This is a genomic window from Kitasatospora sp. NPDC002227 (genome assembly GCF_040296285.1).
GTDB lineage: Bacteria > Actinomycetota > Actinomycetes > Streptomycetales > Streptomycetaceae > Kitasatospora.
This window is the reverse complement of the sequence record NZ_JBEOWY010000012.1, coordinates 37,769-58,632: the sequence shown is the minus strand read 5'-3', so window position 1 is coordinate 58,632 and position 20,864 is coordinate 37,769. Positions and strand designations below refer to the sequence as shown.

General features: G+C 73.6%; 21 protein-coding genes. 7 read left to right on the top strand and 14 right to left on the bottom strand.

Annotated features, from left to right (window positions below):
- Positions 1-4: 4 nt before the first annotated feature.
- The 12 genes from hypF to ABT095_RS13490 form a co-directional block, all read right to left on the bottom strand.
- Complete coding sequence (gene hypF, locus ABT095_RS13540; RefSeq protein WP_350529523.1) at positions 5-2,335, bottom strand: carbamoyltransferase HypF; 2,331 nt, start codon at positions 2,333-2,335, stop codon at positions 5-7.
- On the bottom strand, positions 2,332-3,075 hold the full coding sequence (hypB, locus tag ABT095_RS13535) for a hydrogenase nickel incorporation protein HypB (protein WP_350529522.1): 744 nt from the start codon (positions 3,073-3,075) through the stop codon (positions 2,332-2,334). The genes hypF and hypB overlap by 4 nt, the downstream gene beginning before the upstream one ends.
- Positions 3,076-3,081: 6 nt before the next feature.
- Positions 3,082-3,453, bottom strand: a complete 372-nt coding sequence (locus tag ABT095_RS13530; RefSeq protein ID WP_502884870.1) for a hydrogenase maturation nickel metallochaperone HypA/HybF — start codon at positions 3,451-3,453, stop codon at positions 3,082-3,084.
- A 127-nt stretch (positions 3,454-3,580) separates the two neighbouring features.
- A complete protein-coding gene (locus tag ABT095_RS38850) occupies positions 3,581-3,685 on the bottom strand; it encodes a DUF6893 family small protein (protein ID WP_502884869.1) in 105 nt (34 codons plus the stop codon).
- Positions 3,679-4,185, bottom strand: coding sequence for a hydrogenase maturation protease (locus ABT095_RS13525; RefSeq protein WP_350529520.1), 507 nt, complete (start codon positions 4,183-4,185; stop codon positions 3,679-3,681). Before ABT095_RS13525 ends, ABT095_RS38850 begins: the two co-directional genes overlap by 7 nt.
- A complete protein-coding gene (locus ABT095_RS13520; RefSeq protein ID WP_350529519.1) occupies positions 4,182-5,540 on the bottom strand; it encodes a hypothetical protein in 1,359 nt (452 codons plus the stop codon). Before ABT095_RS13520 ends, ABT095_RS13525 begins: the two co-directional genes overlap by 4 nt.
- Positions 5,537-6,181: a DUF6084 family protein gene (locus tag ABT095_RS13515; RefSeq protein ID WP_350529518.1), complete on the bottom strand. Its 645-nt coding sequence runs from the start codon at positions 6,179-6,181 to the stop codon at positions 5,537-5,539. The genes ABT095_RS13520 and ABT095_RS13515 overlap by 4 nt, the downstream gene beginning before the upstream one ends.
- Positions 6,178-6,825, bottom strand: coding sequence for a DUF5947 family protein (locus tag ABT095_RS13510; protein WP_502884868.1), 648 nt, complete (start codon positions 6,823-6,825; stop codon positions 6,178-6,180). The genes ABT095_RS13515 and ABT095_RS13510 overlap by 4 nt, the downstream gene beginning before the upstream one ends.
- Positions 6,822-7,289: a NifU-related iron-sulfur-binding protein gene (locus ABT095_RS13505; RefSeq protein WP_350529517.1), complete on the bottom strand. Its 468-nt coding sequence runs from the start codon at positions 7,287-7,289 to the stop codon at positions 6,822-6,824. The genes ABT095_RS13510 and ABT095_RS13505 overlap by 4 nt, the downstream gene beginning before the upstream one ends.
- Positions 7,286-9,070, bottom strand: coding sequence for a nickel-dependent hydrogenase large subunit (locus tag ABT095_RS13500; RefSeq protein WP_350529516.1), 1,785 nt, complete (start codon positions 9,068-9,070; stop codon positions 7,286-7,288). Before ABT095_RS13500 ends, ABT095_RS13505 begins: the two co-directional genes overlap by 4 nt.
- Before the next feature lie 82 nt (positions 9,071-9,152).
- A complete protein-coding gene (locus ABT095_RS13495; RefSeq protein WP_350529515.1) occupies positions 9,153-10,208 on the bottom strand; it encodes an NADH-quinone oxidoreductase subunit B family protein in 1,056 nt (351 codons plus the stop codon).
- Positions 10,209-10,346: 138 nt separating this feature from the next.
- Positions 10,347-12,005 (bottom strand): hydrogenase maturation protein, encoded by a 1,659-nt coding sequence (locus ABT095_RS13490; RefSeq protein ID WP_350529514.1) that lies wholly within the window; start codon positions 12,003-12,005, stop codon positions 10,347-10,349.
- Positions 12,006-12,268: 263 nt separating this feature from the next.
- Between ABT095_RS13490 and ABT095_RS13485 the strand changes: the two genes are divergently transcribed.
- The 7 genes from ABT095_RS13485 (at position 12,269) to ABT095_RS13455 (ending at position 18,839) form a co-directional block, all read left to right on the top strand.
- Positions 12,269-12,418 (top strand): hypothetical protein, encoded by a 150-nt coding sequence (locus tag ABT095_RS13485; protein ID WP_350529513.1) that lies wholly within the window; start codon positions 12,269-12,271, stop codon positions 12,416-12,418.
- Positions 12,419-12,532: 114 nt separating this feature from the next.
- A complete protein-coding gene (locus tag ABT095_RS13480; protein ID WP_350529512.1) occupies positions 12,533-12,697 on the top strand; it encodes a hypothetical protein in 165 nt (54 codons plus the stop codon).
- An 87-nt stretch (positions 12,698-12,784) separates the two neighbouring features.
- Positions 12,785-15,130, top strand: coding sequence for a DUF4135 domain-containing protein (locus tag ABT095_RS13475; protein WP_350529511.1), 2,346 nt, complete (start codon positions 12,785-12,787; stop codon positions 15,128-15,130).
- Complete coding sequence (locus ABT095_RS13470) at positions 15,127-16,311, top strand: hypothetical protein (RefSeq protein ID WP_350529510.1); 1,185 nt, start codon at positions 15,127-15,129, stop codon at positions 16,309-16,311. Before ABT095_RS13475 ends, ABT095_RS13470 begins: the two co-directional genes overlap by 4 nt.
- Entirely contained in the window at positions 16,308-17,633 is a 1,326-nt protein-coding gene (locus tag ABT095_RS13465) for a JmjC domain-containing protein (protein WP_350529509.1), read from the top strand. Before ABT095_RS13470 ends, ABT095_RS13465 begins: the two co-directional genes overlap by 4 nt.
- A 74-nt stretch (positions 17,634-17,707) precedes the next feature.
- Complete coding sequence (locus ABT095_RS13460) at positions 17,708-18,265, top strand: RICIN domain-containing protein (RefSeq protein ID WP_350529508.1); 558 nt, start codon at positions 17,708-17,710, stop codon at positions 18,263-18,265.
- Between the two features lie 19 nt (positions 18,266-18,284).
- Complete coding sequence (locus ABT095_RS13455) at positions 18,285-18,839, top strand: RICIN domain-containing protein (protein ID WP_350529507.1); 555 nt, start codon at positions 18,285-18,287, stop codon at positions 18,837-18,839.
- Between the two features lie 118 nt (positions 18,840-18,957).
- Here the strand turns inward: ABT095_RS13455 and ABT095_RS13450 are convergent, their stop codons facing one another.
- On the bottom strand, positions 18,958-19,704 hold the full coding sequence (locus tag ABT095_RS13450; RefSeq protein WP_350529506.1) for an MBL fold metallo-hydrolase: 747 nt from the start codon (positions 19,702-19,704) through the stop codon (positions 18,958-18,960).
- A gap of 110 nt (positions 19,705-19,814) precedes the next feature.
- Entirely contained in the window at positions 19,815-20,789 is a 975-nt protein-coding gene (locus ABT095_RS13445; RefSeq protein ID WP_350529505.1) for a GlxA family transcriptional regulator, read from the bottom strand.
- Positions 20,790-20,864: the final 75 nt, after the last annotated feature.

Sequence of the window (20,864 nt, the reverse complement as noted above, 5' to 3'; positions counted from 1 at the left end):
CCTCTCAGCTGCTGCCCGGCCCACCGGCCCGGGCGGCCACCATCAGCTGGCCGAGCGCCAGCCCGCCGTCGTTGGGGGGCACCCGGCGGTGCCGCAGGACAGTGAAGCCGTCCGCCCGCAGGCCCCGCAGGCAGTCGGCGGCGAGCAGCGCGTTGGCGAACACCCCGCCGGTCAGCGCGACCGTCTCCAGGCCGTACTCCTCCCGGGCGGCCCGGCAGAGCGAGCGCACCAGCTCGGCCACCGCCCGGTGGAACCGGGCCGCGACCAGCCCGGCGGAGGCGCCGGCGCCGAGGTCGGCGAGCACCGCCGTCAGGACCGGCGCCGGATCGGCGGTCAACACACCGCCTCGCCAGTGGAGTCCGAAGGCATAGCCGTCCGAGGCGTGGTGCGCGAGGGCGGCGGCCTCCAGCTCGATCGCCGCCTGCGCCTCGTACTCCGCCAGCTGGCAGACCCCGGCGAGCGAGGAGACCGCGTCGAACAGCCGCCCCATGCTGGAGGTCGGCGCACAGTTCAGTCCCAGCTCCAACTGGCGGCGCAGGACGGTCAGTTCGGTCGGCGGGCAGGCCCGCACCGGCGGCAGGCCGGGGGACCACGGCAGCCCCGCCGCCCACAGGTGGGCGAGCGCCATCCGGTACGGGCGGACCACCGCCGCGTCGCCGCCCGGCAGCGGCACGTACCCGAGCTGCCCGAAGCGGCGGTAGCCGTCGTAGTCGGCGAGCAGTACCTCGCCGCCCCACACCGCGCCGTCGTCCCCGTAGCCGGTGCCGTCGAAGGCGACGCCGATCACGGAGCGGCTGCCGTCCAGGCCGTGCTCGGCCAGCACGGAGGCGATGTGGGCGTGGTGGTGCTGCACCGGCCGCAGTTCGTGGTGCGGGCGGGTACGCCGGGCGTGCATCGCGGAGCGGTAGCCGGGGTGGCGGTCCACCGCGAGCACCTCGGGCCGGACGCCGGTCACGGCGCTCAGCTGCGCCACCGCATGGTCGAAGGCGTCCAGGGTGGCGAGGTCGTCCATGTCCCCGATGTGGCCGGAGAGCCAGGCGTAGCCGCCCCGGGCCAGCGCGAAGGTGTTCTTGAGGTCCCCGCCGACGGCCAGGACCGGGCGGACCGGTACGGGCAGCTGCAGCGGGAGCGGCGCGTAGCCACGGGAGCGGCGGACGGGCAGCTGCTCGCCGTCCACCACCCGGACCACCGAGTCCTCGCAGGGCACGTGGATGGCGCGGTCATGGGTGAGCCAGGCGTCCACCAGCGGGGCGAGCCGGGCGAAGGCGTCGCGGTCCTCGGAGACGATGGGCTCGCCGGAGAGGTTGGCGCTGGTCATGACCAGCAGCCCGGGGCCGGGCGGGGCGAGCAGCAGGTGGTGCAGCGGGGTGTAGGGCAGCATCACGCCGAGGTCGGGGCTGCGCGGTGCGGCGGCCTCCAGGGCGGCCGGTAGCGTGCCCAGGCGGCGCAGCAGCACGATCGGCCGGACGGCTCCGGTGAGCAACTCCTCCTCGACGGCGCTCAGTTCGAGCAGTCCGAGCCCGGCGAGGCGGCGGAGCTCGCCGAGGTCACGGGCCATCAGGGCGAAGGGCTTGGCGCCGCGCCGTTTGCGCCGCCGCAGCCGGGCGACGGCGGCTTCGTCGGTGGCGTCGCAGGCCAGGTGGTAGCCGCCGACGCCCTTGACGGCCAGGATCGCGCCTTCGCGGAGCAGCCGCCGGGCCTGGTCGAGGGCGCGGTCGCGCTCCAGGGTGGGCCGGCCCGGTGCGGCGAGGGCGAGCCGGGGCCCGCAGGCGTGACAGCTGACCGGCTGGGCGTGGAAGCGCCGGTCGGCCGGGTCGGTGTACTCCCGGGTGCAGTCCGGGCAGAGCGGGAAGGCGCCCATGGTGGTGTTGGCCCGGTCGTAGGGCAGGCCGGTGACGATGGTGTGGCGGGGGCCGCAGTTGGTGCAGCTGATGAAGGGGTGCTGGTAGCGGCGGTCGGCCGGGTCGGCGAGTTCGGCCAGGCAGTCCGCGCAGGTGGCGGTGTCCGGCGGTACCAGGGCCAGGCGCGGGCCGTCGTCCCGGGAGGGGGTGATGGCGAAGCCGGGTGCGCCGGTGGCCGGCAGCGGCGCGTGCTCGACCGAGTCGACCCGGGCCAGCGGCGGTGCGTCGCTGGCGACCCGGCGGCAGAACGCCGCCACCGCCTCGCGCTGCCCCTCCACCTCGGCCAGCACGCCGTCGCCGGTGTTGGTCACGGTGCCGGACAGCCCCAGTTCGGCGGCGAGCGCGAAGACGAACGGGCGGAAGCCGACGCCCTGCACGACCCCGCGGACCGCGACCCGCCGCCGCTCGGCCGCCTCGGCCTGGCCGACCGTCACGACAGGTCCACCGGTACGGCGTGCGCGTGCGAGTGGCCGTGCTCGTGCGCGGGGGCGCCGGCCATCACCGGCCGGTGCGCGGGAGCACCGTCCAGCACCGCGCAGGCCCGGTCGAGCAGTGCCCCGGCCCCCTGCCCGGTACGGGCCGAGGTGAACACCACCTCCACCCCGGGGTTGACCCGGGCGACGTTCGCCAGGAAGGCCGGCCGGTCGAACTCCACCGCCGCCGCGAGGTCGGCCTTGGTGACCAGCACCAGGTTGGCCAGCCCGAAGGCGGTCGGGTACTTGAGCGGCTTGTCCTCGCCCTCGGTGACGGAGGCGAGCGCGACCCGCAGCGACTCGCCGAGGTCGTAGGAGGCGGGGCAGACCAGGTTGCCGACGTTCTCCACGAACAGCAGCCGGGTGCCGGCGGGCAGCCAGCCGTCCAGCTCCGCGGCGAGCATCGCCGTCTCCAGGTGGCAGAGCCCGTCGGTGAGCACCTGCTTGACCGGCGCGCCCGAACGGGCGAGGCGCCGGGCGTCGTTCTCGGTCGCGAGGTCGGCGGTGAGCGCGGCGACCGCGAGGCCGCGCTCCCGGGCCAGAGCGAGCTCGGCCTCCAGGAGGGCGGTCTTGCCGCTACCCGGGCTGGAGAGCAGGTTCACCGCCACGGTGCCCTGGGCGGCGAGCCGCGCGCGCAGCTCGCGGGCGCCCTCGTCGTTGCGGGCCAGCACCGCCTGCCGGAGTTCCACCGTGCGACACATGGGTTCTCAGCCTTCCTGTCCGGCCCCGGCCGCCGCCGGGCGCTCGGCCCAGTCGACGCCGAGGATCTGCAGCTCGCGGCCCGCCAGCAGCTCGACCCGGGAGCCGGCGCAGCCCGGGCACCCCAAGTCCGGCGGCATCCCGACCGCCCACTCGAGCTCGCAGGGCAGGCACCTGGCGCGGGCCGCCACCGCCTCGGTCTCCAGCACCGCGCCCGCCACCAGCGTCCCGGTGCAGGCGAGTTCGAAGCAGAAGTCGAGGGCGGAGGGCACCACCCCGGCCAGCTCGCCGACCTGCAGCCGCACCCGTGCCACCGCGCTCACCCCGTGCTCGCGCGCGGCGGCGTCCACCTGCTCGACCACCGCCGTCGCGATCGACATCTCGTGCACCGGCCCCGCTCCCGCCGCTGGAGGGCAATGGGCTCCATTACAGAAGGTGGCGGCGGCAGCGGCCCGAAGCCGCGCCGCCGCCACACCCGGGGCTACGCCGTTCGCAGCAATCCGGACCTCACATCCGCGAGATCCGCAGGTAGCGCTTCAGGTCGTCCAGGTTCTGCCGGACCAGCGCCGCTACGCCCGCCAGCACGGCCAGGCCGAACAGGTACTTCACCATCTCGATGCCTCTCTCTCCACGGGCGCCTCGGCGCCGACCACTTCGAGGACCAGGCGGACCGCCTCCTCGACGGCGGCGGCCACCGGTGCGCTCAGCCCGATCCCCTCCGCCAGCGACTGCGGCTCGCAGCCCACCACCAGCACCCGCTCCGGCGGCGAGCCGTCCGTCCCGGCGGCCAGGGTGCCGAGCAGGGCGAGCACGGAGTCCGGCCCCATCCGGTGACCGTCCATCACCAGCTCCTCCACCGGGCCGGCCTCGGGCTCGATCAGGTAGACCGTGCCAGGCTCGCCGCCCCGCGCGGTGGCGTCGACCAGCACCAACAGCCGGTATCCGTCGAGGACCTGGTAGGCCAGGTGGACCCCGCGTACCCCGACGTCGAGCAGCTCGACCGCCGGCGGCAGCGGGTGCTCGCGCAGCCGCCGCAGGGTCTCCACCCCGAAGCCGTCGTCGCTCAGGAAGATGTTGCCGATCCCGGCGACCAGCACCCGGCCCGCACTCACGGCCCCTCCAAGGGGGAGATCTCGTCCGGCTGGAAGTACCGGAAGCGCCCCTGGGCCCGCCAGAGGTCCGCCCCGGGGTCGTCCTCCACCGTGACCGCCAGGTGCACCGAGCCGTCCACGTCGTGCAGCACGGCCTCCACCACGGCGGTGCGCCCGGCCAGGAAGAGGTCCTGGGCGTCGGTACGCCGCTGCCCGGGCCGCAGCAGCACACGGCTTCCGGCGCCGACCTGCCGGCCGTCGACCACCACCTGGTCCTTCGAGGGGTCGACCCCGGGGTCGTCACCCGGATCCCACCAGGGCTGGTCGGGCGCGTTGCCGGTGACTTCGCGCAGGCCCCGGACGGCGCCGTGCAGCCGCTCGAGCACCTCCGGCGGCAGCGAGTCGGCGAGGTCGATCACGGCGCCGGCCCGCTCGTCGGTGCCCCGGGCCTCGCGCTTCTCGCGGTCGGTCAGGGCGGCCGTCCGCAGGGCGAGGATCTCGTCGATCTCGGTGGCGTCGTAGAGCGCCCCCGGGCTCTCGGGGGCCACCGCCGGGTGGTCCTCCAGGATGATCGGCGAGGAGAGCAGCACCCGCCCGCGCCCGGGCGGCCCGGCCAGCACCGGCCAGGTGTGCTCGTTGCGGCACTCGGCCACCGCCCCCTTCGCCCACTCGGGCGGGTCGGTCACCGACAGGAAGGAGCCCTGGCCGAGGCCGAGCAGCAGGTGCGCCGAGACCAGCGAACGCGGCAGCGCCGCCTCACGGTCCGCCCCCGGCTCCGGCCGCCAGGTGGCGGTGTTCTGCACCACCACCGTCAACCGCTGCGCCCCGTAGGGCCCTTGGAGTTGCCGGACGGCCAGCCGGAGGCTGCCCTTGACCTCCTCGCGCCGCCGCCGCAACCGGCCGACGGGCACGCCGCCCTGCTCGAGGACTTCCGTCTCGTGGCCGGCCGGGAGGCGGAACGGATGCACCAGCTCCTCGGCCAACTCGTCGAGGCTGACCAGGAGTTCGATCCGCTCCTCGACCCCCTCGTCCCACGGCACCAGGACCCGGTCGGCGAGTTCCAGCGAAGTGACCGGCTCGAAGCCGTCGGCCGTGGCCCGCTCGACGGTACGCCGCTGCGCGCGCAGGAAGCGCAGCTCGACGGCCAGGCTGTCCCCGGCGCGCGGCTCGATCAGGCACTCGGTGCGCTGGTGGGAGTGCTCGCCTTCGTCCGAGCCGTAGCCGGGCGGGACGAGCACGCCGAACTGCCAGCGCAGCCGGTTCTTGGCCGCCGAGGCGCGGTAGGGGTAGAGCACGTACCCCTCGAAGAGCACGGCGTCGGCGATCTGCCGGGCCTGGGCGAACCGGGACTCGGTCTCCGGACCGAAGAGGCTCATCCGGCCACCTCCGCGAACTCGGCCGCGCCGAGCAGCTCGCGCACGGTGGCCTCCCAGGAGGGCAGGGCGCGGCGGGAGCGGTAGGCGAGCAGCGCGTCCATCACGTCCGAGGGCAGGCGCAGCCAGCCGCAGCCGGGGAAGTGGTGGTCCATCGCCTGCCGCCAGACCTCGACCGGCATCCGGACGGCGGCCTCGCGGTCCCAGGCCACGGGGGAGACCTGGAAGCCGCCGGGGCCGGTGAACGCGGTGCCGGAGAAGAGCAGCAGCAGCGGCACCTCGCCGCCCTCCAGCGCCTTGAGGTAGCGGGCCGAGGCGATGTCCATGTCGTAGGTGCACGGCACGGCCAGGTCCACCTCGGTCTCGCCGGTGAACCCGGGCACCATCAGCGGGACTTGGGCGAACTGCACCGGGTTGAGCGTGCTGCCCCAGCGTGAGCGTTCGCCGAACAGGTCGGCCAGCCGCTCGCCCTCCGCCTCGCCGTAGGAGCGCCGGGCGGGCTCGATGCGCAGCTGGCAGCGCAGGGCCAGGGCGTGCACCCGGTCGGTAACGGGGGTGGTGATCCGCAGGCGGAACAGCAGGGTGGGCCCGGCGGCGTGCGGGTCGGACCGCACTCCGGTGCAGGCGAAGGCGAGCTCGGTCACCGGGTGAGGTCCTCTCGCAGGGGCCGGGCGCGGTCGGCCAGCCGGGTGAAGAAGGCGTCGAGCTCGCCCCGGGCCTCCGCGCCGCCGTCGAAGCCGCGCCAGCATCGGCGCAGCCGCCCGACCAGTTCGTAGCAGGCGTCGATCGGCACCAGCAGGCAGTCGACGCCCTTCTCGGTGTGGCGCAGCAGCAGCGCCTCCACGTCGGGTTCGAGCACGGTGGCGAGCCGGCTGCCGCTCAGCGCGCTCTGCCAGGCCGCTTCGTCCGGTTCGCTCTCGGTGGCTCCGGCCGGGCCCGGGTAGAGCACCACGAGCCGGCCCTGCCGGGCGTTGCGGAACAGGAACGCCGTGCCGACCGGGATACCCAGCGCCGCCCAGGCGGCCTCGCCGATCCGGTGCTCCGGGTCGTTCAGGTACCGGTCGGGGACACTGCGGTAGCGGCCCCCGGCGGCGCCGGGCTGCTGGAAGAGCAGCCCGCAGCCGGTGCAGACGCAGGTCAGCGCCTGCTCCTCGGTGTCCACCAGGTGCCGGTGCGGCTGCGGGACGCGCTGGTCGCAGAAGGCGCAGCGCTCGGGCTGCGGCGGCGCGGGCTCGCGCAGCCGGCGCAGCAGCGCGGTGCCGGGCCGGTCGAGCTGGCGGGCGCTCACCGGGCCTGCGCCGGGGCCGGCGGGCGGGAGCCGATCTGCAGCAGCTGCGGAGCCTGCTCCAGCAGGACGGAGGCCACCTCCGGTGCGTGGCAGGCGAGGGCGGCTTCGACGTCCTGCTCGGCACAGCCGCAGCCACCGCGGGTGCGCCGCAGCCGGACGCTGCCCGTCGCGGCGTCGTAGCCGGTCAGCTCCACCGGCTCCGGCAGCGAGGCCAGCGCCCGGCGGATCCTGGTGGCGGTGTCCTCGGGGTGCAGCTCGTGCAGGACGAGCAGCCCGGCCACCGCCGGGTCGTCGAGCAGCCGCTCCAGCGCGGCGGCGGGCAGGGCCCGGACCAGCCGGGCCAGGCCGTCGCCGTACATGGCCATCAGCTCGCGGACCAGCTGCTCGCCGGCCTCCTGCGCGCCGCCCTCGGCCAGCTGGTCCAGCGCCTGCTGGATCCGCAGGCCGGTCTGTTCCGCCGTCATGCGGTGAGCCCGCTCAGACCGGTGGGCACGTGCATCTTCTGCAGGGTCTTCCCGCCGCCCACGTACATGTGCACGCCGCAGGGCAGGCAGGGGTCGAAGCTGCGGACGGCCCGCATGATGTCGATGCCCTTGAAGTTCTCCGGGGAGTTCTCCTCGAAGATCGGGGTGTTCTGCACCGCGTCCTCGTACGGGCCGGGGGTGCCGTAGCTGTCGCGGACGCTGGCGTTCCACGGGGTCGGCGGGTACGGGTGGTAGTTGGCGATCTTGCCGTCCCGGATCACCATGTGGTGCGAGAGCACACCGCGCACCGCCTCGGTGAAGCCGCAGCCGATCGACTCGTCCGGCACCTCGAAGCGCTCCCAGGTCTGGCTGCGCCCGGCGCGGACCTCCTCGAGCGCCTTCTCGGCGAAGTGCAGGGCGGCCGCGGCGGCGTAGGCCTGGAAGTAGGTGCGGGCGCGGTTGCGCTCGATCGCGTTGCTCCACTGAGGGATCTTCCACTCGAAGGTGACCTCGGGCTTGGTCATCGAGCGGGGGAGGTTGATCTGCACGCTGTGCCCGGTGGCCTTGACGTAGCCGATGTCGACCAGGCCGGAGAGGGCGGTGGACCACAGCCGGGCGATCGGGCCGCCGCCGGTGTCCAGCGCCAGGTGGTCCTTGCCGTCGAACCAGCGCGGGGACATCACCCAGCTGTACTTGTCCTCGAAGTTGCGCTTCTGCGGCTGCGGCACCGTGTGCTGGTTCCACGGGTGCCGGGGGTCGACCGGGTTGCCCAGCGGGTCGTGGGTGACGAAGAGTTCCTTGCCCGCCCAGTCCTCGTAGTAGGAGCTGCCGAGCAGGATGCGGATGCCGAGGTTGATCTCGGTGAGGTCGTTGGTGACCAGCTTGCCGTCCACCACCACGCCGGGGGTGACGAACATCTTGCGGCCCCAGTCCGTCATGTTCCGGTACGTGAAGTCGCAGTGGTCGGGGTCGTTCAGGCTGCCCCAGCAGCCGAGCAGGACGCGGCGGCGGCCGACCTCCTCGTAGCCGGGCAGGGCCTGGTAGAAGAAGTCGAAGAGGTCGTCGTGCAGCGGCACGACCTTCTTCATGAACTCCACGTACCGCATCAGCCGGGTGAGGTAGTCGGTGAACAGCTGCACGGTGGCCACCGTGCCGACCCCGCCGGGGTAGAGCGTGGAGGGGTGCACGTGGCGGCCCTCCATCAGGCAGAACATCTCGCGGGTGTAGCGGCTGACCTGCAGCGCCTCGCGGTAGAACTCGCCCTCGATGGGGTTGAGCGAGCGCATGATGTCGGCGATCGTCTTGTACCCGTGGTCGCCCGCGTGCGGGGATTCGGTGCGCTCGGCCAGCTCCAGGACGCCCGGGTTGGTCTCGCGGACCATCTTCTCGCAGTAGTCGACCCCGACCAGGTTCTCCTGGAAGATGTTGTGATCGAACATGTACTCGGCGGCCTCGCCGAGGTTGATGATCCACTCGCCGAGGTGCGGGGGTTTCACGCCGTACGCCATGTTCTGGGCATAGACCGAACAGGTGGCGTGGTTGTCGCCGCAGATGCCGCAGATCCGGCTGGTGATGAAGTGCGCGTCGCGCGGGTCCTTGCCGCGCATGAAGACGCTGTAGCCGCGGAAGACCGAGGAGGTGCTGTAGCACTCCGCCACGCGCTTCTGCTTGAAGTCGATCTTCGTGTGGATGCCCAGGCTGCCCACGATCCGGGTGATCGGGTCCCAGGACATCTCCACCAGGCCGCTGCCGTCCCCGGCTGCCTTGCTGGTCGGTGCCATCGTGTCTGTCGTGCCCTTCTGAAGGGGGGTGGGTGGAGCGACGGACAGGCCGCCGCGCGGGGTGAGCGGCGGCCCGCCTGTTTCACCAAGGGGGGCGGTAGCCGGTCGCCAGCTTGCGGCCGGTGCGGCGCCACTTGGGTTCCTTGTCGACGGTCTTGAGGGTGATCGCGCGCAGCCGCCGGATGACCGAGCCGTACGCGGAGCTCGCGGCCGTGGAGACCGTCGAGCCGGGCGGCGCGTCCATGAACGGCATGAACTTGTCGGGGAAGCCGGGCATGGTGCAGGCGATGCAGATGCCGCCCACGTTCGGGCAGCCGCCGACCCCGTTGATCCAGCCGCGCTTGGTGACGTTGCACTTCACGACCGGGCCCCAGCAGCCGAGCCGCACCAGGCACTCGGGCGTGCCGTAGTCCGTGGCGAACTGGCCCTGCTCGTAGTAGCCGCCGCGGTCGCAGCCCTCGTGCACGGTGGCGCCGAACAGCCAGGCCGGCCGCAGCTTGTCGTCCAGCGGGATCATCGGCGCCGAACCGGCCAGCTGGTAGAGCAGGTAGGTCAGCGTCTCGGCGAAGTTGTCGGGCTGGATCGGGCAGCCGGGCACGCAGACGATCGGCAGGCCCGCCTTGGACTTCCAGTTCCAGCCCAGGTAGTCCGGCACGCCCATCGCGCCGGTCGGATTGCCCTCCATGGCGTGGATACCGCCGTACGTGGCACAGGTGCCGATGGCGACCACCGCGGTGGCCTTGGGGGTGAGGCGGTCCAGCCACTCACTGGTGGTGATCGGCTGGCCGGTGCGCGGGTCGTCCCCGAAGCCGCACCAGTAGCCCTCCTTCTTGATCTGCTCGTTCGGGATCGATCCCTCGACGACCAGCACGAACGGGTCGAGCTCACCGCGGTCGGCCTTGAAGAACCACTCCACGAAGTTGTCGGCGCCCTGCACCGGCCCGCACTCGAAGTCGATCAGCGGCCAGTGGACGGCGACCTTCGGCAGGCCCGGCAGGGTGCCGGTGACGATCTCCTCGATGCTCGGCTGCATGGCGGCGGTCAGGGAGACCGAGTCGCCGTCGCAGCTGAGACCCGCGTTGATCCAGAGAATGTGCACCACGTCGGTCTCGGTGGCGCTCGTTGCTGCAGCACCCATGAGGATGCCTCCTCGGCAGTGTTTCACTAAGAACCGGGAGCCGTGACTCGACGGCTCACGTCTGTCTTAACAGTGCTCGGCCCGGTCCGCCGGTCCACGGCCGGCGGGCGCGGGCGCAAGCCGGGTGGGCCGAACGGGTCAGACGCCTGGGCCCGGCTGCTTGCGGACGAAGGCGGTGCGCAGCGCGTGGTACGGCTGGGCGGGGTCGAAGAACTGGCGGCGCATCACGGCCAGCTCCTCGGCCCGGTACTCGGCGAGCGGCCGCAGGCGCTCGTCCGCCTCGCGGGCGGCCTTCTTCGCGGCGGTCCGGCCGAGCAGCGTCGGCGAGTCGGCGCTCAGCCGGGCCAGCCTCGCCGCCTGGCGGCCGAACTCCTGCGGCGGACACGGCAGCACACGGTCCACCAGACCGCTGCGCAGGCCCGCCCCGGCGCCCACCGGGAGCGCCTGCTCGGTGAGCCGCCTGGCCTCGGCGCCGCCGACCCGGCGCGGCAGCGAGTAGGTCCAGTACTCCGAGCCGTACAGCCCCATCAGCCGGTAGTGCGGGTTGAGCACCACGCCCTCGCGGCACCACACCTCGTCGGCGGCCAGCGCCAGCATCACCCCGCCCGCCGCCGCGTTCCCGCCCAGCGCCGCCACGGTCAGGCGGTCGGTGGTGGTGAGGACGGCCTCGACCAGGTCGTCGATGGCGTTGATGTTCGCCCAGGACTCCGCCGCCGGGTCGGCCGCCGCCTCGATCACGTTGAGGTGGATGCCGTTGGAGAAGAAGTCCCGGCCGCCGCCGAGCACCAGCACCGAGGTCGGCCGCTCCAGCGCCTCCCGGTAGGCGGCCAGCAGCCGGCGGCAGTGGTCGGTGCTCATCGCGCCGCCGGGGAAGGAGAACCGCAGCAGGCCGACCGGGCCGTCCTCCGCGTACCGGATGTCCGACCAGTCGTCACGGTGGAGCGCCGGCGCCTCGGGCAGGTGCGGCAGCGCCGAGCCGAGCGCCGTCACGGCGGGCAGCTTGAAGGTGGCCGGACCGCCGGGGGAGCGGCGGCGGCGCAGCTCCGGCAGCCACACCGCGCCGTCGGCGGTGGCCCGGCAGAGGGCACCCGCCCTGGTCGCCAGCAGCGCACCGGGCCGCCCGCGCAGCGCCCGCTCGGGGTGGCCGCCGTGCAGGAACCACTCGGCGCCGAGCAGCTCGTCCAGCACCCCGGGCTGGGAGTCGGCGGCCCGCAGCTTGCGGACGACCGCCTCGGTGCCCTCCCGCTCCCAGTCGATCCGGCGGGTCTCCTGGCGCAGGTACGGGCGGGTGTGGTCGGGCGCCCGCCAGCCGGGGCCGTGCTGCGGCTGCGGTTCGTACGTGCCGGAGGCGAAGCGCGCCACGGCCTCGAGCACCGCCCGGACGGCCGCGTCCGAGACCTCGCCCCGGTACAGGTCGCTCTTGGCCAGCGGCGGCAGCGGGCAGGAGGCCTCGGCCCAGACCGGGCCGGCGTCCAGCTCCGCATCCGCCTGAAGCACCGTCACACCCCAGTCGGCGGCGCCCTCGTGAATCGCCCAGTCGAGCGCGGACGGGCCGCGGTCACCGGGCGGGCCCGGGTGCACGATCAGGCAGGGGAGCGCGGACCAGACGTCCGCGGGCAGCGCCGTGCGGAGCATCGGCGCGACCACCAAGTCCGGGGCGTCGGCCCGGACGGCGGCCCGCAGCTCCTCGTCGGCCCCGGCCAGCTGGACCGTCACCGTGTGCCGTCGCTCGCGCAGTTCGGCGTGGAGGCGCTGGGTGAGGCTGTTGAACGCGCTGGCGACGAGGAGGATGCGCATGAGCGACTCCGACGGTGTGGGCGACCCCCGAGTCCCCCGATGGTGCCCCGCCCCGCCCGGCGCCCGGCGGCGCCGCGCCGCACGTTCACCCGTTCGAGAGCGATATGCCGTTGAGCTACTGTTCCGTCCCGATTTCGGATAATCGAATTCTGTGTGCGAGTGCGGACTTTCTGTTGACGATCCTGTCGGGGCTGGGCAAGACTGGCTGGCGGTCCCGCCCATGCGCGGCCGGGGCGTATTCCACACTTGTCAGGAGGATTCTCATGGCAGCTCCCACTCTTCAGGCGCGCCAGGGTGACACCCTCGGCGCCGACGCGGAGTTCGATCTCGTGATCGGCGAACTGGAGCAGGACGTTCCGCAGAGCACGTCGGAAGCCGGTACCTGCATCCGCATCTACTGCGTTCTCCAGTAGTCGTTTCCGAGGATTTCCCCGGGGAGCATCTCCCCCCCCAGATCAAAATCGCGGTACCGTCGATCAGGCGGTGCCCGACTCCTGAAGTGCCACTTCTAGTGTCAGGGGATTTCGATGGAGAATTCGACGCTGGTCCGGCCGGGCGACGCCCTCACCGCGGACGCGGAGTTCGACCTGGTGATCGGTGACCTGGAGCAGGACGTTCCGGAGCACCGGCAGACCAGGATGGAGAGCTTCCCGCACTCGTCCTCGTGTGCGGGCGTCTACTGCTGTTTCTAGGCAGGGTGCAGCACCACGACGCCGCGCGGCACGGCCTGACCGGCCGCGCCGCGCGGCCGTGACCTCGACCGCCCGGGGAGGGGCCGAATGGAACTGCGCGATCTCGGCGGCACGTCCCGTGCTCCCGAACTCCCTGCCACAACGACGGAGTTGCTGACAGCCCTGGCCGAGGGCCGGGCGGGCCGGGCATTCCCACCCGTGGCCGTCCCCGGGCCGGACGGCACGCTCGCCGTCGAACGCCTGCTGGGCGGCCCGTCCGATGCCCGGGCCCTGGCGTTCGCGCTGGCGCACCCCCGCTTCGCGCCGCTGCACGAGGTGCTGCGGAAGATCGACGCGTGGTCCGCGCGAATCCCGGCCGACACCGGGCGGTTCGATCCGCGGGTGCTCCGGGCGGAGAACGCTGAGCTGTTCGGCCCGCTGCTCAGCGAGACCCTGGAGAGCTGCGCGGCCGGGCCGCCCGAGCAGGCCGCCGCGTCCGCCGCCGAACGGACCGCGCAGTACCTGGACTTCCTGAGCCTCTTCCTCGAGCGGCTGGCCCGCGACCAGCCCGCCGACCGCAAGGTCACCGGCCTGTGGGCGAACGGCGAGGAGACGCACAACGGCGGCCAGCGGGTGCTGCGCGTCGACTTCGCCGACGGCGGCCGGCTCGCGTACAAGCCGCGCCCGGCGACCGGCGAGCTCCTGTTCCTGGCCGCCGAGGGCTCGGTGTTCGCCCGGCTCAACGCGCTGCCGCCGGCGTCCGGCGACATCCGGCTGCCGACGATGCGAGTCCGGCCGGGCACCGGCCCGGACCACGCGTGCTACTCCTGGCAGGAGTGGATAGAGCCGCCGGACGCCTGGGGCGTGCTGCGTGCCGAGGGCTCGCTGAGCCTGCGCGGCGCCGTCCTGGACACCGGGGCGGCGGACCGCTACTGGCACCGCGCCGGATCGCTGGCCGCCGCCGCGTTCGGGTTCGGGATCGCGGACCTGATCGGCGGCAACGTACTGATCGGTCAGCGCCCGGGCGACGGCGAACCGTTGCCGTACCCGGTCGACCTGGAGGCGTACTTCGCCCAGCTGGAGCGCCTGTTCGAGACCGGGCTGGTGGTCGACCCCGCCATTTCCACCCACCACCACGCCGGGCTGGAGAACGCCGCCCGCTGGTGCGAGCTGGACGGCCCCGCGACCTGCTGGCGCCCGCAGCCGGACGGCTCGCTGCGACTGGAGCGGCGGACCCGCTCCCTGACCCGGACCGAGACCCGTACGGTGGTCGGCGACACCGAGGGCCGCATCGGATACGGCCCCCACCTGACGGCGATGCTGCGCGGCATGTTCGACGCCTGGACCCTGATGTGCCGTCATCGCGCCAGGATCGCGGAGTTCATCGGCGAGCGGGCCGCCGGGCACGTGGTGCGGGTGATCGCCCGCCCGACGGCCGAGTATCCGGACGGAGGAGAACTCCCGTTCACCGAAGGCGAGTCGGAACAGCTCGCCCGTGGCGACGTCCCCTACTTCTTCCGCGCGGCCGACGGCGGCCCGCTGCTGGCGATGCGGATGCCGCCGGGCCGCGAGCTGCGCACCTACCCGGCCGACGCCCCCGGTTGGGGAGAGGACCGGCCCTGGCCGCCGGTCGCCGCCGTCCGCCAGGGCGGGAAGCTGGACCTCGCCGGGCTCGGCATCGCCCTGCGCGACGCGGTCGAGTACGTGCACGGCGGCCCGGAGCAGCCCGGCGAACTGTCCGACCCCGGGCGCGGGGTCCGGATCGACCTGCGCGGCCCCCGGGAGGGCGAGGTCTCCTTCGACTGGCCGGAGGCGGGCCGCCGCATCACGTACTCCTGGAGCGAGACGAAGCTGCGGCTCCGTGTCGACCCCCTGACCGGCACCGGAGACGTCCGTCCCGGCACGGCTGTCAGGACAGCCGACGGGATCCGCGACCGGCTGCTGCGCCTGGGCCGGACCGACGCCGCGCTGCGGGCCCCCTGGGCCGCCGGGGGCTTCACCGACACCGAGCTGGAAGCGCGGCTCGACCGGCTGACCGGCGCCGGGATCGCCTGGCTGCGCGGCGTGGTCGCCGAGCACGGCTGGCCCGGCCACGCCCTGGTCGGCCCGGAGGCCGCCACGGTGGCCGGCGCCCTGCTCCAGCACCACAGCGGCGACCTGGAGTTCCAGCGCGAGTGCCTGGCCCTGATCGAGGCCGCGGCCGACAAGGGCGACATGCTCCGGCGCGACGCCGCCTACCTCACCGACTCGCTGCGCCGGGCCGAGGGCCGCCCGCAGCTGTACGGCACCAAGTTCGAGCGGGCCGCGGACGGCGGGCTGCGGCCCTGCCCGATCGAGGACGAAGGCCGGGTGGACGAGCGCCGCGCGGCCGCCGGCCTGGAGCCGCTGGCCGCCTACGCGGCCCTGCTGGCGGCGAAGTACCCGGCGCCCGAGAACGAAGGGGTACAGGCGTGACCGAGACCGACTGGACCGAACTCCTCGGCCAGGTCTGGGGCAAGGAGCCGGCCCTGCTCCCGGCCGCCGCACCCGCGGACCAGGCGCACCTGCACCGCACGATCGTCGCCGCCTGCGAGGCCTTCCGGGCCGGCACGGTGTTCCGGACCTTCCCGCAGGTGCGCTTCCACACCCCGCTCGGCTGGCTCGGCGCGCCGGGGCGGCTGCTGCCCGACGCCGCCGACCGGGACCTGGCCTGCTACCGGCACCGGCTGCGCCGCGAGCCGCCCGGCAGCGGGCCGGACGCGGGATTCCTGCTCAGTGTGCGCCAACCCCTGCACACCGACTACGCGTTGTGGTCGGCGGTCCGGGACACCCTGGCCGGGCTGTGGCGCCAGGTCGGCTGGCCGTGCCTGCCGGTCGAGGCCGAGCTGACCGAGGGGGACGGCTTCACCCGCGTCCGGGGCCTGGCCGTCGCCTCCGAGCACGCGGTGCTGACCTGGGTCCTCGAAGGCTCCCTGGAGGCCGAGCTGCACGAGGCCGACGGCTCGCTCCGCGTCCTGCGGGCCGGCGCCGGTGACCTGCTGTACTGGCCGGAGGGCTCCCGCTGGCGCGAACACCACGACGGCTGCCTGAGCTTGCGGATCTCCGTCCCGCGCGCACAGCGCCTGGCGACCGGAGCGGTCAAGAACCTGCTGGCCGAGGAGGTGCGGGACCGTCTGGAGTACGACGGCACGGTGCCCTGTCTGCCCTACCCGCCCCCCGACGGTGAGCCGGCCGCCCCCATGCTCGCCATCGGCGAGGCGGCCCGCGCCGCAGCGGCAGGAGCGGAGCTGCCCGCCGCGCTGCGGACCCGGTGGGCGGCCTGGTGCTCCTCGGCCGGTCTTGAGCCCGCGCCCGAGCCGCGCGCCGACGTGGCTCTCGTCCCCGGGCAGCGGCTGCGGGTGGTGCGCGAGATCGTGCGGCAGCCGGACGGGCCGGGGCGCCGGATCTGGGCGGTCAACGGGCACGCCTTCCCGGTCGGCGGGGAGGCGGGCGAGCGGATCGCCCGACACCTGCTGCCCGGACGGGAACTGACGGTCAGTCAGCTGTGCGAGGCGGTGGGAGCGGACGAGCGGAACGGCGCGGTGACCGCACTGCTGCGCAAGCTCTACCGGCTGCGTGGGATCGAGTTGGCCGACAGCGGGAGGACGGACGGATGACCACGGCACCTGCGAGCGAGCTGGCCGTTGTCCAAGGCCCCCTCGACTGGGACGAGTTCGCCGCGCGCTACTGGGACCAGCGACCGGTGCTGATCAAGGGCGTCCGCCCGGCGCCCTACGAGCTGGGCGAGGTCTTCGCGACCGCCGTGCTCTCCACCCGGCCGCCGAGCCCGTACCTGATGCCGCCGAACGCCCAGTTCGCGGTCGGGCGCTTCCAGCAGTCCGAGCCCGCGGGCTGGTTCCCGTGCGCCGAGGACGGCAGCTTCGACGGCTACCGGCGGCGGCTGGACACCGAGTTGGCGGCCTTCTCGAAGGAGACGCGGTACGCGTTGACCGTGCACGCCTTCCACGCCTTCCACGCCGGGCAGTGGGAGCGCCAGCGGGCCTTCTTCGAACCGCTGTGGGAGCGCACGGGCCTGCCGCTGTCGGGGGCGATCACCACGCTCTTCCACGGCAACTACGAGCACACCCCGGTCGGCGTCCACAAGGACCGCTTCGCGACCTTCCTGTTCGCCCTCGAGGGCCGCAAGCGGATGCGGTTCTGGCGGGAGCGCCCGTGGACGGCGCCGGTCACCACCGTGCTGGACTACCAGCCCTACCTGGCAAGCTCGTTCACTGCCGAGCCCGAGCCCGGCGACCTGCTGTACTGGCCGGCCGACTACTACCACGTCGGCGAGAGCGTCGACGGCGGGTCGGCGACCAGTGTCAACGTCGGTGTGCCGCGGGAGGCGCACCGGGCGGTCTACGACGTGGACGACCTGCTGCTCGGCAAGACCTCGGACGCGATGGTCGACCCGGACGCCGGCCTGGTGCGGCTGCCCGCCGCCACCGCCCCGCTCTCGGTGCCCGGACCGCCGGCGGACGGCGCGCTGCCCGAGGCGCTCGAGCAGACCCTGCGGGTCTTCCAGGAGTACCGCGACCCCGACCGGATGCGGGACCGGGTCACGGCCGTCTCGCTCCGCAACCTGACCGCCTCCGGCCTGTGCCCCGCGCCGCCGCCCGAGCCACCGAGGCCCTTGGACGACGCCACGGCGGTGCTGGCCCGCACCCGGGTGCTGCACGCGCCGGCCGGGGGAGCCCTGCTGTGCGCCGCCAACGGGCACGTGACCCGCACCGCGCTGACTCCTCAGCAGCTCGACCCCCTGCTGCACCGCCTCGCCGCCCGGCCGCCCGTACCGGTCGGCGAGCTGCTGGCCGCCCTGCCGCCCGCGGCCCGGGAGGACGCCCGCCGCCTGCTGGAGGAACTGGAGACCTTCCGGGCGCTGACCCGCGGCCAGGGTCTGTCCGGCCTGCGTCGTGTACTGCCTGTACACAAGCTGTAGACACTCCTCGGCCAGCCTCTCTTCCAGCAGCGTGCAAGGGCCGCTGCACACACCGTTCATCGGAGGAGAGAGTCGTGAGAAGGAGCGCAGCCGCCGTGGCCACCGCCGTGCTGACCGCCACTGCGGCGGCCGGCACGTTGATGCTGGCATCGCCCGCGAGTGCCGACGTCCCGCAGGGGTGGGCCCACATCCAGAACGTCGGCACCGGCCAGTACCTCGACGACTACGCGCACAACACCAACCAGGGCGCGGCGGTCTACACCTGGCAGCAGACCGGGCAGTCCAACCAGTGGTGGTGGGTGGCGAACAACCCCGGCTACACGGTCAGCTTCTCGTCGTACGAGACCCAGCAGTCCGGTGGCCTCAACGCGTGGTGGTACCGCAACCTCACCCGCAACAGCAACAACCAGGGCGAACTCGGCCCGCAGCAGGTGTGGGTCGGGGGCAGCGGCTTCTCGCGCGGCCTGCCGGGTGAGGAGAAGTGGTGGTACGCCGCCGGGGACGCCGGGACCTACATCCACTCCGACGCCTGGAACAACGACTGCCTCACCGCGCACCCGACGGGCCAGGTCACCGTCGAGGGCTGCCGGACCGGGGACCACAGCCAGCAGTGGAACATCATCTACAACTGAGCCGACGGGGGATCAGCACGTGAAGAAGATCAGAAACACCATCGCCGCGACAGCACTGGCCGCCGCCGCTCTCGCCGGCACCATGGCCGTGAGCACACCGGCACAGGCCGCCGTCCCGAACGGCTGGGTCCACGTCCAGAACGTCGGCACCGGCCAGTACCTCGACGACTACGCGCACAACACCAGCCAGGGCGCGGCGGTCTACACCTGGCCGCAGAGCGGCCAGTCCAACCAGTGGTGGTACGTCACGATGACGTCCACGAACACCGTCGTGTTCTCCTCGTACGAGACGCAGAGCTGCGCCAACCTCCTGTGCGACAGCAAGAGGTACGAGAACCTCCGCCGAGGGTTCTCCGACACCGCCGAGCTCAGCGAGTCCAACGTCTGGTACAACCCGTACGACAACACCGCGACCCGGGCCCGCTGGTGGTACGCGGCCGGCGACGCCGGGGCCTACATCCACTCCGCCGACGGCGACCAGGGCTGCCTCACCGCACACCCCTGGGGCCAGGCGACCATCGAGGGCTGCCGCACCGGCGACCACAGCCAGCAGTGGAACGTCGTCTACAGCTGACCACCCGCCGAACCGGTCGGCGGCCCCGCAGCGGTCTCGCGCACCCTTCCCGGCGTGCGAGACCGCTGCGGGACGTGGCCTCTCCGGGGCAAAATTCCCCTGGAAACGCCGCCTGTTGTCACCCGGTGCGGGTGGGGAGGCGGTCGGCGGCGTCGAGGGCGGTGAGGCGGTCGTACTCCCGCTCGGCCCAGCGGCGGACGCGGGCGGGGTCGAGGGCGCTGCCGTGGCCGACGTGGAGGGCGGTGGGGCCCAGGTCGAGCATGGCGCGCAGGCTGGCGAGGTTCTGGCGGGGGTCGTCGTGGAAGGGCGGGTTGGCGGGCCTGGTGGGGAGGAGGCCCATGAAGGAGCCGGCGATCAGGTCGCCCGCGACCAGGTCGCCGTCGTCGGTGAGGACGGAGACCGAGCCGGCGGTGTGGCCGGGGGTGGGCATGATGCGGGCGGCGAGGCCGAAGTCGTCCAGGCTGGTGGTGCCGCTGACGAGGACGGCGGGTTCGAAGGGCTCGGCCTTGACGTGGAGCTTGCGGTTGCGGGCCATCACGCGGCCCATCGGGCCGGTGGGCAGGTAGGGCTCGCGGACCTGGCCCGAGCGGTACTGGCCGAGGTCGGCGACGTGGCCGGCCAGCGGGGCACCGGTGAGGCGGTGGAGCTCGGCGGCGGAGCCGAAGTGGTCGATGTGGCCGTGGGTGATGACGATCAGTGAGATGTCGGCCGGGTCGACGCCGTGGGCGGTGACCTGGTCGAGGATCTTCCGGCCACTGCCGGGCGTACCGGCGTCCACGATGACCGGACGGCGGCCGAGCAGCAGGTAGGCGTTGATGTTGTGCCGGCCCATGACCGGGATCGGGACGACCTTCGTGCGGGACATGGCTTTCCTCGGTCTGTCTGCTGGTGGGCACGGCGGAGCGCGGCCGGTGGGTGCCGGCCGTCGGGCGGGGACGCGGGGATGCGGGGATGCAGGAGTGTGGTGATGCGGGGTCAGAACCGGCGGCGGTACTCCGCCGGGGTGGTGCCCAGCCGTCGGCGGAAGACGCGGTGCAGTGTCTCGACGGAGCCCAGTCCGCTCGCGGCGGCGACCTCGGGCAGGCTGTGGTCGGTGTCCTGGAGCAACTGCCGGGCGGCCTCGAGGCGGGCGGCTTCCACGTAGGCGCCCGGGGTCGTGGCGGTGTGCCGCTGGAACAGGCGGGTGAAGTGACGTGGGCTCAAGTGGGCTTGAAAGGCGAGGACCTCGAGCGACAGGTCCTCGGTGAGGTGCTCGGTGATCCACCGGCACAGCTTGTCGATCCGGTCGTCCGAGGAGGTCTGGACGGACAGCGGGACGCTGAACTGGCTCTGCCCGCCGGAGCGTTTGACGTACATCACCATCATCCGGGCGGTGGCGAGCGCGAGGTCCTGGCCGTGGTCCTCCGCGACCATGGCCAGCGTCATGTCCATCCCCGAGGTGACCCCGGCGCAGGTCCACACCCGGCCGTCCCGGATGAAGATCGGGTCCGGGTCGACCCGGACCCCGGGGTGGTCGGCGGCCAGCCGGCCGGCGGTGAGCCAGTGGGTGGTGGCGGGCCGGCCGTCCAGCAGCCCGGCGGCGGCCAGCAGGTGCGCCCCCGCGCAGATCGAGCCGGTGCGCCGGGCCAGCGGCGCCGCACCGCGCAGCCACCCGACCACCTGCTGGTCGATCACCGGCTGCACAGCGCCGCCGACGTGCTCGACGGCCCCCGACACCAGCAGGGTGTCGACCGGGCCGGCCACCTGGTCGAAGGCCAGGTCCGCCATCAGCCGCAGGCCGCTGGAGGTGGTCACCGGGCCGCCGTCGGGCGTCGCGACCTGCACGAGATAGCCGGGGTGCTCGCCGCCGCCGACCCGGGAGGCGACGGAGAACACCTCGGCCGGTCCGGTGGCGTCCAGCAGTTCGATCCCCTGGAAGGCGACGATCACGACGCGGTGCGGTGAGGGCATGCCCTGATCATTGCGCCCGGCCACGGAGGGCTGCAACGACCAGGATCTGTCAGATCAGGCCATCGAGTCCTGGTC

Bases quoted from the DNA above. Each gene is read 5' to 3' on its own strand.
- ABT095_RS13500 (WP_350529516.1), bottom strand. From the start codon at position 9,070: ATGGCACCGACCAGCAAGGCAGCCGGGGACGGCAGCGGCCTGGTGGAG.
- ABT095_RS38850 (WP_502884869.1), bottom strand. From the start codon at position 3,685: ATGGTGAAGTACCTGTTCGGCCTGGCCGTGCTGGCGGGCGTAGCGGCG.
- ABT095_RS13445 (WP_350529505.1), bottom strand. From the start codon at position 20,789: ATGCCCTCACCGCACCGCGTCGTGATCGTCGCCTTCCAGGGGATCGAA.
- ABT095_RS13485 (WP_350529513.1), top strand. From the start codon at position 12,269: ATGGCAGCTCCCACTCTTCAGGCGCGCCAGGGTGACACCCTCGGCGCC.
- hypB (WP_350529522.1), bottom strand. From the start codon at position 3,075: ATGTGTCGCACGGTGGAACTCCGGCAGGCGGTGCTGGCCCGCAACGAC.
- ABT095_RS13530 (WP_502884870.1), bottom strand. From the start codon at position 3,453: ATGTCGATCGCGACGGCGGTGGTCGAGCAGGTGGACGCCGCCGCGCGC.
- ABT095_RS13450 (WP_350529506.1), bottom strand. From the start codon at position 19,704: ATGTCCCGCACGAAGGTCGTCCCGATCCCGGTCATGGGCCGGCACAAC.
- ABT095_RS13495 (WP_350529515.1), bottom strand. From the start codon at position 10,208: ATGGGTGCTGCAGCAACGAGCGCCACCGAGACCGACGTGGTGCACATT.
- ABT095_RS13490 (WP_350529514.1), bottom strand. From the start codon at position 12,005: ATGCGCATCCTCCTCGTCGCCAGCGCGTTCAACAGCCTCACCCAGCGC.
- ABT095_RS13520 (WP_350529519.1), bottom strand. From the start codon at position 5,540: ATGAGCCTCTTCGGTCCGGAGACCGAGTCCCGGTTCGCCCAGGCCCGG.
- ABT095_RS13465 (WP_350529509.1), top strand. From the start codon at position 16,308: ATGACCACGGCACCTGCGAGCGAGCTGGCCGTTGTCCAAGGCCCCCTC.
- ABT095_RS13480 (WP_350529512.1), top strand. From the start codon at position 12,533: ATGGAGAATTCGACGCTGGTCCGGCCGGGCGACGCCCTCACCGCGGAC.
- ABT095_RS13475 (WP_350529511.1), top strand. From the start codon at position 12,785: ATGGAACTGCGCGATCTCGGCGGCACGTCCCGTGCTCCCGAACTCCCT.
- ABT095_RS13505 (WP_350529517.1), bottom strand. From the start codon at position 7,289: ATGACGGCGGAACAGACCGGCCTGCGGATCCAGCAGGCGCTGGACCAG.